The organism is Parafilimonas sp., from assembly GCF_047606085.1.
Lineage (GTDB): Bacteria > Bacteroidota > Bacteroidia > Chitinophagales > Chitinophagaceae > Parafilimonas.
Map to the genome: position 1 here is coordinate 1 of NZ_JASGEX010000028.1, position 12,775 is coordinate 12,775.

At 41.7% G+C, this 12,775-nt stretch carries 13 protein-coding genes, 5 tRNA genes and 1 pseudogene; 4 read left to right on the top strand and 15 right to left on the bottom strand.

Going from position 1 to position 12,775, the window contains the following annotated elements:
* Window positions 1-197 precede the first annotated feature (197 nt).
* The 11 genes from nusG to rpsU all read right to left on the bottom strand — a co-directional run bounded on the left by nusG (window position 198) and on the right by rpsU (window position 5,064).
* Entirely contained in the window at window positions 198-794 is a 597-nt protein-coding gene (gene nusG / locus QM629_RS02550) for a transcription termination/antitermination protein NusG (RefSeq protein ID WP_415156872.1), read from the bottom strand.
* Window positions 795-812: 18 nt separating this feature from the next.
* Entirely contained in the window at window positions 813-1,007 is a 195-nt protein-coding gene (secE, locus tag QM629_RS02555; protein WP_415156874.1) for a preprotein translocase subunit SecE, read from the bottom strand.
* 101 nt (window positions 1,008-1,108) lie between these two features.
* Window positions 1,109-1,179: transfer RNA gene (locus QM629_RS02560), tRNA-Trp, on the bottom strand.
* A 151-nt stretch (window positions 1,180-1,330) separates the two neighbouring features.
* Window positions 1,331-2,518: an elongation factor Tu gene (tuf, locus tag QM629_RS02565; RefSeq protein WP_415156876.1), complete on the bottom strand. Its 1,188-nt coding sequence runs from the start codon at window positions 2,516-2,518 to the stop codon at window positions 1,331-1,333.
* 116 nt (window positions 2,519-2,634) lie between these two features.
* Window positions 2,635-2,706, bottom strand: a tRNA-Thr gene (locus QM629_RS02570).
* Between the two features lie 186 nt (window positions 2,707-2,892).
* Window positions 2,893-2,965: transfer RNA gene (locus tag QM629_RS02575), tRNA-Gly, on the bottom strand.
* A 77-nt stretch (window positions 2,966-3,042) separates the two neighbouring features.
* A tRNA-Tyr gene (locus QM629_RS02580) sits at window positions 3,043-3,125 on the bottom strand.
* Between the two features lie 40 nt (window positions 3,126-3,165).
* A tRNA-Thr gene (locus QM629_RS02585) sits at window positions 3,166-3,238 on the bottom strand.
* Between the two features lie 221 nt (window positions 3,239-3,459).
* Entirely contained in the window at window positions 3,460-3,759 is a 300-nt protein-coding gene (locus QM629_RS02590) for an HPF/RaiA family ribosome-associated protein (RefSeq protein ID WP_415156878.1), read from the bottom strand.
* Between the two features lie 160 nt (window positions 3,760-3,919).
* The gene (locus tag QM629_RS02595) at window positions 3,920-4,810 is read right to left on the bottom strand and encodes a tyrosine-type recombinase/integrase (RefSeq protein ID WP_415156880.1); all 891 of its coding nucleotides are present in this window, start codon (window positions 4,808-4,810) and stop codon (window positions 3,920-3,922) included.
* Window positions 4,811-4,866: 56 nt separating this feature from the next.
* Window positions 4,867-5,064 (bottom strand): 30S ribosomal protein S21, encoded by a 198-nt coding sequence (rpsU, locus tag QM629_RS02600; RefSeq protein WP_415156882.1) that lies wholly within the window; start codon window positions 5,062-5,064, stop codon window positions 4,867-4,869.
* A gap of 183 nt (window positions 5,065-5,247) precedes the next feature.
* On the opposite strand from rpsU, the gene QM629_RS02605 reads away from it, so the two are divergent.
* Window positions 5,248-5,841, top strand: coding sequence for a histidine kinase (locus QM629_RS02605; RefSeq protein ID WP_415156884.1), 594 nt, complete (start codon window positions 5,248-5,250; stop codon window positions 5,839-5,841).
* 116 nt (window positions 5,842-5,957) lie between these two features.
* On the opposite strand, the pseudogene QM629_RS02610 reads toward QM629_RS02605, so the two are convergent.
* The 4 genes and pseudogenes from QM629_RS02610 to QM629_RS02625 all read right to left on the bottom strand — a co-directional run.
* Window positions 5,958-6,467 (bottom strand): annotated as a pseudogene (locus tag QM629_RS02610) (DUF6597 domain-containing transcriptional factor); the annotation flags it as partial.
* Between the two features lie 144 nt (window positions 6,468-6,611).
* Window positions 6,612-7,361, bottom strand: coding sequence for an ABC transporter permease (locus tag QM629_RS02615; RefSeq protein WP_415156886.1), 750 nt, complete (start codon window positions 7,359-7,361; stop codon window positions 6,612-6,614).
* A 10-nt stretch (window positions 7,362-7,371) separates the two neighbouring features.
* Entirely contained in the window at window positions 7,372-8,151 is a 780-nt protein-coding gene (locus QM629_RS02620; protein ID WP_415156888.1) for an ABC transporter ATP-binding protein, read from the bottom strand.
* 159 nt (window positions 8,152-8,310) lie between these two features.
* The gene (locus tag QM629_RS02625) at window positions 8,311-9,393 is read right to left on the bottom strand and encodes a glycoside hydrolase family 18 protein (RefSeq protein ID WP_415156891.1); all 1,083 of its coding nucleotides are present in this window, start codon (window positions 9,391-9,393) and stop codon (window positions 8,311-8,313) included.
* Between the two features lie 155 nt (window positions 9,394-9,548).
* On the opposite strand from QM629_RS02625, the gene QM629_RS02630 reads away from it, so the two are divergent.
* The 3 genes from QM629_RS02630 to QM629_RS02640 all read left to right on the top strand — a co-directional run bounded on the left by QM629_RS02630 (window position 9,549) and on the right by QM629_RS02640 (window position 12,704).
* Window positions 9,549-10,964, top strand: a complete 1,416-nt coding sequence (locus tag QM629_RS02630; protein ID WP_415156893.1) for a tetratricopeptide repeat-containing protein — start codon at window positions 9,549-9,551, stop codon at window positions 10,962-10,964.
* A 297-nt stretch (window positions 10,965-11,261) separates the two neighbouring features.
* Window positions 11,262-12,335, top strand: coding sequence for an oxidoreductase (locus QM629_RS02635; RefSeq protein ID WP_415156895.1), 1,074 nt, complete (start codon window positions 11,262-11,264; stop codon window positions 12,333-12,335).
* 48 nt (window positions 12,336-12,383) lie between these two features.
* On the top strand, window positions 12,384-12,704 hold the full coding sequence (locus QM629_RS02640; protein ID WP_415156897.1) for a hypothetical protein: 321 nt from the start codon (window positions 12,384-12,386) through the stop codon (window positions 12,702-12,704).
* Window positions 12,705-12,775 lie beyond the last annotated feature (71 nt).

Sequence of the window (12,775 nt, forward strand, 5' to 3'; positions counted from 1 at the left end):
ACTTTAAATTATGATCAGGTTCCACCGCCGCGGCGGTGGAATGACGTGTAAGAACGTGAACTAATCTTACGGACCGATAAAGCAGGCACAAATTGCCGATGCACAAATTTATCCGGTGTTCACTATAAAAGACTAATTCAATTAAATAAAAAACCACAGATAATTGCTGTGGTTTTTTAAAATCTTAAAAAGCATCTTTAGCTCAGCTTTTCCACCTGCATATAATTCAACTCCACAGGCGTAGAGCGCCCGAATATTTTTACGATCACCTTCAGCTTTTTCTTTTCATCATTCACTTCTTCAATCACGCCATTGAAGTCATTGAAAGCGCCGTCAATAATCTTAATGGTTTCACCAATAATAAACGGCTCGCTCATGGTAATGCCGCCGGCTTCGCTCATCTCATCCACCTTGCCCAGCATTTTATTTACTTCGCTTTTACGAAGCGAAATGATATTGCCTTTTGAGCCTTTGCCATCTGTTAGAAAATGCATTATATTGCTTACATTACTGATATGATGGATCATATCATCCGTAAGCTTTCCGTCTAAAACTTCAAGCATAACGTAACCCGGGAAATAGTTTTTTTCGCGCATTACCTTTTTGCCATTCTGCACTTTATACACTTTTTCCATTGGCAGGAACACCTGTTTAATCACATCAGCATAGCCGCTGCGAATGATGTCTTTATCAAGGTATTCTTTTACTTTTCTTTCTTTGCCGCTCACAACACGCAATACATACCACTTGGTATCCTGCTGTTGCACCACGCCTTCCTCAGCTAAATTCTCCATACGCTAAACTTTAAAACATTAACTGAAAAATGAATAGATAAGTTTCAGTAGTTCATTGCTGCCTAAATCCATCAAAGCAACTACAGCCATAATTATTACAGTGGCAGAAAGCACAATCAGTGTTGACTGCTGTAATTGGGCCCATGTGGGCCAGGTAACTTTTTCAGTTAATTCTTTGTAAGAATCGCGAAAATAATTAGAAACTTTATTCATTTTTTCAATTTGAAAATAGGCTAATTTGAAAATTGAGGATATATGATTTGAATATTTACCATTTTCAAATCTTTAAATCACCTGATTATCAAATTAATCAGCACGGGCACTAGGATTCGAACCCAGATCGAAGGTTTTGGAGACCTCTATTCTACCATTGAACTATGCCCGTATGCCCCAGCCCTAAAGGGAGTTATACAACCTTCAAAACTAAGTTTAAAGAACTTCATTAAAAGAAACAAAGCATTTGAACTCTTCAGCCCAAATACTTTGCAAATATAAATATCTCTGCTTCCATACTCCCCCTTAGGGGATGGGGGCGTTTATTTTATGATTTCAGTAACCTGGCCTGCACCTACTGTACGGCCACCTTCGCGGATAGCGAATTTCAAACCTTTTTCCATTGCTATCGGCTGAATCAGCTTAACTGTAAGGGTAATGTTATCTCCGGGCATTACCATTTCTGTTCCTTCGGGTAAAGATACCTCGCCGGTAACGTCAGTAGTCCTGAAATAGAACTGAGGGCGATATTTATTAAAGAAGGGCGTATGACGGCCACCTTCTTCTTTGCTCAGCACATAAACTTCGCATTTGAATTCCGTGTGCGGGGTAATGCTCTTAGGCTGAACGATAACCATGCCACGACGAATATCTTTCTTTTCAATGCCGCGTAATAACAAACCTGCGTTATCGCCAGCCTCACCGCGATCCAGCAGTTTTTTGAACATTTCTACACCTGTTACAGTTGAGCTTAAAGGAGCATCCATTAAACCAACCAATTCAACAGGATCGCCTACTTTAATTACACCGCGTTCAATACGGCCTGTGGCAACTGTGCCACGGCCTGTGATGGAGAATACATCTTCAACAGACATCAGGAATGACTGGTCAATCGGGCGGGGAGGCAAAGGAATATAGGTATCAACTGCTTCCATTAATTCTTCAACTTTAGCAACCCATTTTTCCTCGCCGGCCAGGGCGCCGGTAGCTGAGCCCTGAATGATGGGCGTGTTATCGCCGTCGAAACCATAGAAACTTAAAAGCTCACGAATTTCCATTTCAACCAGTTCTAACAATTCCGGATCGTCAACCAGATCAACTTTATTCATAAACACAACCATGCGGGGCACGCCTACCTGGCGGGCCAGCAGGATGTGCTCTTTTGTTTGAGGCATAGGGCCATCTGTTGCAGCAACAACAAGGATAGCGCCGTCCATCTGTGCAGCACCCGTGATCATGTTTTTCACATAATCCGCGTGGCCCGGACAGTCAACGTGGGCATAGTGACGGTTTGCAGTCTGGTATTCCACGTGTGCCGTGTTAATAGTAATACCGCGTTCTTTTTCTTCAGGAGCGGCATCAATTTCATCATATTTTCTTGCCTCAGCCATACCTTTCTTAGCTAAGATTGTAGTAATAGCTGCGGTTAAAGTGGTTTTACCATGGTCAATGTGACCGATTGTACCAACGTTTACGTGAGGTTTATCCCTCTTAAAAGTCTCTTTAGACATCTTTATCGTTTTTGTGTTGTTGTTTAAAAATCCAGCTATCAGCGTTAAGGCTTCAGCAATTAAATTTATATTGTTCCGCTTCAGCGGTACAAGTTTCACATCCAATCTTGGAACAGAGCCGTTGATGAGAATTGAACTCACGACCTCTTCCTTACCAAGGAAGTGCTCTGCCACTGAGCTACAACGGCATTACTCAGTTGTGAGTAATCTCACATTATGTAATCAAAAATTAAAGAACTGAACTCACGACCTTCCCGATTATCATCGGGATGCTCTGCCACTGAGCTACAACGGCTTGTCTGTTGACAGTTGACCGTTGTTAGTTGACAGTTCAATCCGTCAACTGTCATCCTTTCTCTGTCATCTTAATTAAGAGCGGGAGACCAGGCTCGAACTGGCCACCTATAGCTTGGAAGGCTATCGCTCTACCAAATGAGCTACTCCCGCAAGCAAAGTTCACGTGTTCGTATAGTTGGTTTTCTCAACGTGTGAACTCGTCAAACTGTTGAACGTTCAAAGAACCGTGGGCAGAGCAGGGTTCGAACCTGCGTACTCGTGAGAGAACAGATTTACAGTCTGTCGCCTTTAACCGCTCGGCCATCTGCCCGTTTGTTTTAGTTATCAGCTAAAAGCTGATAACTAAACAGAGCCACTTGTCGGAATCGAACCAACGACCTACTGATTACAAATCAGTTGCTCTACCAGCTGAGCTAAAGTGGCTTTTGTATAATTATAAGATGCCACTTAATTATTTATAAAATTTCCATTTTGATACACAAGTGACAGCAATAAAAGAACTACCCTTTTTTTTCGGGATGGCAAAGGTAAGTGAAAACTTCATTTGGCAAAATTTTACGGAAATTTTTTAGAAGCGAATTTGCAAAGGATAAATTAAAAAACCCCCGGTGTAACGGAGGTTTTACTTTGAATGCGCGCTGCAATTAAGCGGCTTGTTTTTCTTTTTGCTTTTTTATCTGGTTAACCACGGAATCCAATGCATTGTCAAAAGATTCCTGGAATGATTTTGAAGTTGCTTTTACAAAAAAGCTGTGCCTGGGCACATATATTCTTATTTCGGCAATTTTATCTTTAATGGTATGGGCCACATTGTCTAATTTAAGAAAAACATCGGTACGGATTATCCTGTCGTGAAATGTGGTTAGCTTGTTAAGTTTTTTGTTTACATGGCTGATTAGTTTAGCGTCGGCGGTGAAATGTACCGTTTCAATGTTTACATTCATAAAAAACTGCTTTTAAAAGTGAAACAATAAGAAAAGAGCTCATGGAAAATTCATTTTATTTTTTATTGGATTTCCTGGAATGAAGATAGCATTTTTAAGATTTATTATTTCATTTTTTTGTAAGTTTTTAATAGAATTTTAGGCAATTTTTTAATCATCTTTAAGCTTTGGGATGAGCTTTCTTAAATACCTCTTTCAGCCGCTCAATATTGTTATGCGTATAAACCTGTGTTGCTGCAAGGCTGCTGTGGCCGAGCAGTTCTTTTACAGCATTTAATTCGGCGCCATTATTGGCTAAATGGGTGGCGAAACTATGCCGTAAAATATGCGGGCTTTTTTTATTTACCGTGGTAACGAGCATTAAATTTTTCTTTACTATATTATATACCTGCCTGGTATATAGCGGCCTGCCTTTTTCGTTTACAAAAATATTTTCGGCGCTATTGCCGGGTTTATTGTTTATATAATGCAGCAGCGCTGCTGTCATTTCTTTGCTTACCGGTATTATTCTTTCTTTATTTCCTTTTCCCAAAACCTTTATATGGCAATATGCTGCATCAAGTTGGGTGGTTTTTAAATTGATCAGTTCGCTTACGCGCATGCCGGTATTATAAAAAAGCTGCAATACAATTTTTTCTGTCTGCCCTTTCCAGTTATCAGGAAATGCTACCTGCTCAAACAGTGTTAGCATATCTTTTTCCTCCACATAAACCGGCAATCGTTTACCGGTTTTTGGAGCATTAATAACGCTCATCGGCGTTGTTTCCACAATGCCTTCCCGCATTAAAAATTTAAAAAATGATTTTAATGTTGATATTTTCCGGTTGATGGATTTTGCCGTTAAATCATCTTCCTGTTTAAGGGCTGCCAGCCAGGTTCGCACTATGGAAGCTGTTACATCCGGCAGGCTAACAGCATCATATTGCCGTACCAGGAAATCCAGGAATTGTTCAAGGTCTGTTTCGTAAGAAATTACCGTGTGCTGCGAATAGCGTTTTTCAAAGCGCAGGTAATTGAGAAAAGCTTCTTTTTGCGGATATTGTATAAACATAAACAGCCATAAAATTATACATCTTATGGCTGTTTTCTATCTATATAGAAAAAATATTAAAGCTCTATTTTACCGCTGGAGATTTTTTGCTTGTAAATAGCTTTCAAAACCTCATTGCGACGCTTAACGGAAGGCTTTGTGAAGGTTTGACGCTCTCTTAATTGTAAAAGAATTTTACTTTTTTCGTATTTCTTTTTATACTTCTTAAGCGCTTTGTCAATGTTTTCGCAATCTTTTGAATCTACAATTAACATAATGTACTTTTCCTTTTTTAGGGCTGCAAAGATAGGTGCATAAATTTATTTTCCAAATGTAATTTGAATATCCCTGAGCAATTTTTTGATTTTTTTAATTGATCGAAATTCCGCCGCAGTTGGTCGAAATCATTTACAGGCGCATATTTAAGCCGGGTAGCTTTATGTTTTAAAAAATCGTATATGGAATTTGATAACGACCGGCCCATACGGCATGCGTATAAAATAGAAATGCTATACTGGCTGCTGCTGGCAGTAATAAGCCCGATGGTAAACAGCCTTACCGTATTTATTCATAATATACGTATATGGTGGGTCTTGTTATTGATCAACCTGTTTATTTTACCTGCTTATCTTTTTTATTCGGCTTTCATCGTCCGGCGGTTTTTGTTTGAAAAAAAATATATCAGGTTCTCCGTGCTGAGCCTTTTATTTATGAGCGTGTTACTGCTCATTTTATCAGGCATTTATTCGCTTATGCTCCATTTTAAATTAAACGCTGCAGAGCAAACCTATTTCGCCCCGGGCTATTCAACCGTTATAAGGGAAGTTTTATGGTGTTTCATCAATATGTTCCTGGCCACCGGCATTTATTTCATTAAAAAAGCGCTGGACGAAAAGGATATGTTATTGAACCTTGAAAAAGATAATATCAATTTTAAGCTGAAGTATCTGCGGTCTCAACTCAACCCGCATTTTCTTTTTAATACTTTAAACAGTATTTACTCACTAAGCTTGCAGAAATCTGATAAAGCGCCGGCTATATTCTTTCCTTAAAATTCATTAAATCTATTTATGGCAATAATATCGAAACAGAAAAAGCAACCATACCAATCGGAATTAATTATAAAGAAAAAGTAATAGGATTAATCAGCAGCCACCAATGAAGGTTACTATTTCTGCATATTGAAGCAGCGATTTATTTGCCGGCTGCTCCAATACACTTTTTCGGAAAGCTCTTTTACCGTTATTGAGCCATGAGCGGAATATATGAGCTTAAATAATTTTTTCTTCCGGCTGTCCATGTTTTCCGTTGAAAGGTTTTTTATTTTTTGTGTCGCCTTGCTGCTAAAGTTTTCCAGGCTATACAAGTCGCTTTCTTCAAATTGCCAGAAATCATCTGCCAGATTTTTCCCTCCGTTCAGCACATCTTTAATTGAATTGCCCAGCAAATATTCCACGGCCAGTAATTTAAGCCCTATAGAAAACATTTTTGTGCCCTTTTCAATGATTACCTGCGAGGGTTCAGTATCTATGCCCCGCACTAACATTTCCCAATTCCCTGCATTCCTCTTTATCAGCGTCATATCAACCATTCCATTGGGCAGCACGGTTGATGGGATGTCTTTCCCTGTGTTGTTTTCCAGCATCCAGAAGCTGTGAACAAAATGCGAAATAGAAACTGCCGGGTAAAGATGATTTAATCAGGAGTTTCATAAAATATACCTGTTTTGCCCAGGAACCGAAAACAAACAGCATTGCCTAAAATGCTGCAGTGTTGCAATGCAGTCGTGCCGGATCAGGGCGCATTAGCTATTCACAAAAATTTATTTATTCGTCCACTTAAATTTCCTGATGCCAACAGAGAACAGTACAACGGCATAAGCAATGGTTGCCAGCAAAGCCTCTGTGGTTGTGTTTGTCCATTTAGATGGATTCATTGCACCGGCAACAATTGTTTGTACCGTGCCATACGGCGACCAGATAATATATTCTTTAATCGTTTTGCCCAAAACGCCTAACTGCCCAAGCATGCCTACCATGATAAAAACAAAGTACACCAGCCTTGTTGTAGAGTTAACTGTTTCAGGATTTTTTATCAGCCCTACTATAACCTGCCCGATGGCAAGGTAAACCGCCGCGCCGGCAATAGAAGCCAGAAATGCCAGGAAGTAACCGGCAGCAGGAATGGTTATATTATCAAGAAAATAACCGGCGAGCAGCACAACCGCCGTAATAATAATGATCATTAGCAATTGTACCAGCAGGCGGCTTGCCATGATGGCCCATGAAGGCAGGGGCGCTACGCGCAGGCGTTGAAAAATACCTTTATCCCTGTCGCGGGCTACGGCGTTGGAATAACCCATCAGGCCTGTTGCCATCAGGCCAATGGTAATGCAGGTGCCCAAAGCAAATGCGGGGCCTACCTGGTTAATGATCCCACGCCATGAGTAAAGAATGATTACCGGAACAAGCACAGTAAGCACAACTGCGCGGCGGTTGCGCCATTGTGTTTTCAGGTCTGCCTTTAACAAGGCGGTTAATATGGTTGATGTGGTTGGTATTGTTGTTTGCATACAATAAATTTTAAGCGCGCACAGCGCGGCCGGTTAAACCAATAAATACATCTTCGAGCGTTATCTTTCCTTTTCTGGATACGGCAATCACTTCCGGATCATTCCGGTGTTTATCAATAAGCGTTTGCGGGGCATCAATCGCTATAATCTGCCCGTGATCTATAATAGCAATGCGGTCGCAAACAGCTTCCGCTTCTTCCATGGAATGCGTGGTTAATAAAATGCCATGGCCGTTTTCCCGCATCGCTTCCATTCTTTCCCATAACTGCCTGCGTGACTGCGGGTCAAGGCCGGTTGTTGGCTCATCAAGCAATAACAGCCGCGGGTTATGCAGTACGCATAAGCTTAATGATACCCGCTGCTGCTGCCCGCCGGAGAGCTGCCCGAACCTTTTATCTCCTGACTCCTGCAAATTGTTTTCCGTTAAAATTTTTTCAAGCGCCTCCTTTGTGAGATTAATGCCATAAATGCCTGCAAAAAGTTGCAGTATCTCGGTTACGGTTAATTCAGGCTGGAAATTGGTTGACTGCAACTGCACGCCCATAGAAGCTTTTGCATACAGCGGTTTGTCTTTAATATTATAACCTGCAACATTGATATTCCCGGACTGAGGTTGTATCAATCCTTCAATAGCGCTTAAGGTGCTTGTTTTGCCTGCGCCATTCGGGCCAAGCAATCCAAAAATTTCACCCGGCTTTACATGAAAAGAAACATTTTTTACCGCATGGAATGCTTCATAATAAATATGGAGGCCTTCTACATATAGAATAAATTTTGGCTGGTCGTTCATTACATTGTTTTAAGCAAATGTAGTTGCAGGGCTGATACAGCAAAGTATGCATGCCGCCCTAAAAGGTTAATACAGCCTGCAGGTCGGTAAGCAATATTTTCCGTCCGGTGGAACGAACGCCGGCGGAAACCTGAAGTGTGCTCTGTGCTTATGAATAATTTAATGCAGCGCCGCATCAATCGCATCCAGCAACCCACCGGCAGGCTTATCGTCTCCAAGCTGCCAGAACATAATGCCATTTAAGCCTTTGTCAATCGCATATTTTGTTTTTAATGCCATTGACTGCTCATTATCATAAGTAAATAATTTATGCTGTGCTTTATTATACATGTAAGGCGCTTTGGCTGTATCATCCCAGTAATAAACATAACCCTGCTGTTCCATTGCCTGCCGGTCAAAACTTTTCCACGAAATGCCATGATCAAAACTGCCCGGCTGGTATAAACCATTTTCCGCATCATTGTTTACATTGAATATCCTTCCATACATGGCCGCGCCAATAACCACTTTGCTTAAAGGAAAATGAATGGAATCAAAAAAGCGGATGGCATTATCTGCCGATGCCGCCTGCTGCGGCGTTGAATACAATGGCGTATGATGGCCCGTAACGGTGCTGTTTCCATGCACAAGGTCATAAGACATTAAATTCACTTTATCAACGTACCTGGCAATCTTATTCCATTCAACAGATTCATGTAAAAAGTTATCAAGGCCGCCTGCAGCAAAGCTTATCTCATATTTGCGCCCAAGCTTCCTGCGCAGCTCTTTCATTAATGCCGTAAAATTCTGTTTATCCTCTGGCAGGTATTGATGGCCGGGAAAACCGGGAATGGCAGGATATTCCCAGTCAATATCAATTCCATCCGTTTTAAAATATGCATTTAAATGTTTTACAGAACCGGCAAATGCGCTTCTTCCTTTTTTGGTGGCAAACACTTCAGAGCAGGTTTTGCAGCCGCTCCATCCGCCAAGCGATAAGATAATTTTTAATGAAGGGTTGCGCTTCTTCAATTCCACCAGATGCTGAATGGTTAAGGTATCAGCCATTTTATCAACGTGCAGTTCATTGCCCTGCAAATGGCAGAAGCTGAAAATAATATGCGTGAGCTTTTCTACAGGGTATGCATCTATCGCGGTTGCATTGCCGGCATAATAAGCTATTACAGAAATTTTTGTGGATGAAGTTTGCGCATTTGCCGTACAAGCGACTAAAAACGCATACAGGGAGAGCAGTTTTTTCATAATCATTCAGCTTTCTAAAAATGCAAGGATACAACATACAGGCTGAATTATGCGCTTGTTGTTCTTTTAAATGCGCCCGGGAAAAACCTTCCGCATCTGTAATCCTGTTATTGTAATTTTATCACAGCTTTCCGCTAAAAAAGAAATAAAACACCATGTCAAAAAAATGCTTCGTTGTAATGGGCTTTGGCGTAAAGACCGATTATACCACAGGCCGCAAACTTGATCTGAATAAATCGTATCAGTACCTTATTAAACCTGTACTGGCAAAAAAGGGATGGGAATGTGTGCGGGCAGATGAAATTCCCAATACCGGCGTGATAGACCTGCAGATGTACCTTGAATTATTGCAGGCAGATGTGGTGATAGCAGACCTTTCAACCACCAATGCCAATGCGATATACGAACTGGGCATAAGGCATGCATTGCGGCCTTTTACAACCATCGTGATTGCAGAAGATAAGCTGGCCTACCCCTTCGATCTTAATCACATTGCCATAACGAAATATACCCATCTTGGCGACTCGATTGATTATGGGGAGGCAGAAAGGTTTCATAGCGTTTTGGATGGTTTGCTCGATGCGGCTGCAGCGCATACGCCGCCGCCGAGCGACAGCCCGGTCTATACATTTATCGGCAATCTTATGCCGCCGAAATTACAGGACCAGATAGATGAGATTATCAGTTCGGCCAAAACAGTTGTTGATGCAGCGCGCACGGATGATAGCCCTGCCAAAACGCTTGCCCTTATCTGCAATGAAGCGGAAGATGCTTTAAATGAAAAACGGTTCAGCGATGCCAGGGCTTTGTTCAATACAGCGCTCCTCTTAAAAAAGAGCAATGATAAGAACAATATTTCGTCGGATTCTTATATCATTCAGCGGCTGGCACTGGCTACCTACAAAGCGGGAGAACCGGATGTGGTTACTGCTCTGCATAGTGCGCTTGAATTGCTGGGGGAACTAAATCTTGACCATACAAACGACCCCGAAACCGTAGCCCTGGCGGGCAGCATAGAAAAGAAGCTGTATGAAAACGGCCAAGGCGATGAACATCTTAAAAATGCTATCTTATTTAATGAGCGTGGTTATTTTTTACTGAACAACCGCTACAATGCCATAAACCTTGCCTATGCTTTCAATTGCCGGGTGGATTCGAATCTTTATCCCGGTAAAGAGGATAAGATTGCAGATTTGATCTTTGCCAATCGTGTGCGCCACAGGATTCTGCATATATGTGAAAGTGACTGGAATGATATCATGCAGCGGGAAGCCGGCGAAACAGCAGGCCCCGGCGATGCTGATGCCAATGAAATTCAAAAACAGAAAAATTATAACAACGAACAAAAATTCTGGATACTGGTAAATAAGGCGGAAGCTTATTTTGGCCTGGGCATGTTTGATGAATACAAACAGGCTGTTGGCCAGGCTCAAACCATTGAGCATGCAGACTGGATGATGCAAAGCTTCCGGGAACAGGTGGATAAATTAAAAATATTGCTCAATAAATATGGCAGCCTGCTCGAAAAACCATGGATATACAGGGAGCCCCTATCTCCTGAAGGAGAATAATGCCCATAACTGGTTTATTTATTTTTCAATGCCCGCAAAGGTGCAGCTCTTAATTTTTTTTAAGCTTATTTTGTGCCGCTCAATGGTCTGAAGTTTTATGCGCATTCATTAAATATTTGCAATTGAAACGCCCATGTAAAATGTACTCTTCACACAGGGGAATGTGCATAGCGAGGTTCCATGAGACAACTGAAAAACAAATATGCACGAATGAAACCGAGCATGATAATTTTTTCTCACACAGGGGAATGTACATAGCGAGGTTCCATGAGACAACTGAAAAACAAATATGCACGAATGAAAAGGATTATCAACACAGGCATTATAGGTTTTGGCGTGGGTGGCAGCACATTTCATGCACCCGTTATTTCTACAACTGAAGGTTATCATATCAGCAGCATAAGGGCAAGAAAAGACAGCGAAGTGGCTGTGGCAAAAGAACGCTATCCCAATGCTGCAATAAAAGATAATGCGGATGATATTATCAACGATCCAAACATTGAGCTGGTAGTAATAACGACGCCCAATGCGTATCATCACCCGCTGGCAAAGCAGGCATTGCTGGCAGGCAGGCATGTGGTGCTTGATAAGCCGGTGACCATTACATCGGCCGACGCAGATGATCTTATTAAAACTGCCAGGGAACAAAACCGCATATTATCTGTTTACCATAACCGGCGTTACGACAGCGATTTCAGAACAGTAAAAAAAATACTGGATGATAAATTACTGGGCAGGGTGGTAGAATTTGAAAGCCATTACGACCGTTTCAGAAATTATTTAAAGCCGGGCGCATGGCGTGAAAAAGATGAGCCCGGCGCAGGTATTTTGTATGATCTTGGCTCGCATTTAATTGATCAGCCCCTGTTATTGTTTGGCCTGCCCGAAGCCGTTACGGCTGATATACGTGTGCAGCGCGAGGGCACCAAAGCAACCGATAACTTTGAAGTGACATTGCACTATCCCGGCCTGAAGGTTACATTAAAAGCAGGCATGCTGGTAAGCCAGCCCCTGCCGCGATATATTTTACTGGGCGATAAAGGCAGCTTTGTAAAATATGGCCTCGACGTGCAGGAGACAGCGTTAAAAGCCGGTTTGACGGCACATACCAAAAGCGACTGGGGCATAGAGCCGGAAAGTGTTTGGGGCAGCCTGGTTACAGAGATAAACGGTGTGAATTTTTCAGGGAAGGTGCAAAGCGAAAGCGGCGATTACAGGGATTTTTACCGCAATGTGCATGATGCCATTGCTGATGGCAAACCATTGGATGTAACCGCAGCGCATGCACGCAATATTATTCGCGTAATTGAACTTGCCATACAAAGCAATGGGGAAAGGAGAACGGTTGATTGTGCGGGAGCGTTTGTATAGTGCAAAGCTGCCTGCATATATCTGCTGCTGAGGGCAATTTTAACAACCATGCCACGGACTAAACAACAAAATAAAAAATCATCAAAAGCCAGGATTGTTGCCATGCACAATAACGATGCAGCCACTGATGAAAAGCAAACTGTATTACAACAGGCAGCCGCGGCGGAAAGGAATGATGATCTTGCGCTGGCTGAAAAGCTGTATAAAAAGCAAATGCAATTGAAAGCCTTTAATGCCGCGCTTTATAAAAAGCTGATGATTATTTACCGCAAACAAAAACGATACAAAGACGAGCTTGATATAATTAACAAAGGCCTTAGAAGCTGTCTAGATTTAATATTTTCAATCACCATTGCCATTTTTAAATAGAAAAAATTGGATGATTTCGCTGAATTTGATGTCAAAGCCAATAAAAAATAGCTGTTTTTGCTACTATACAA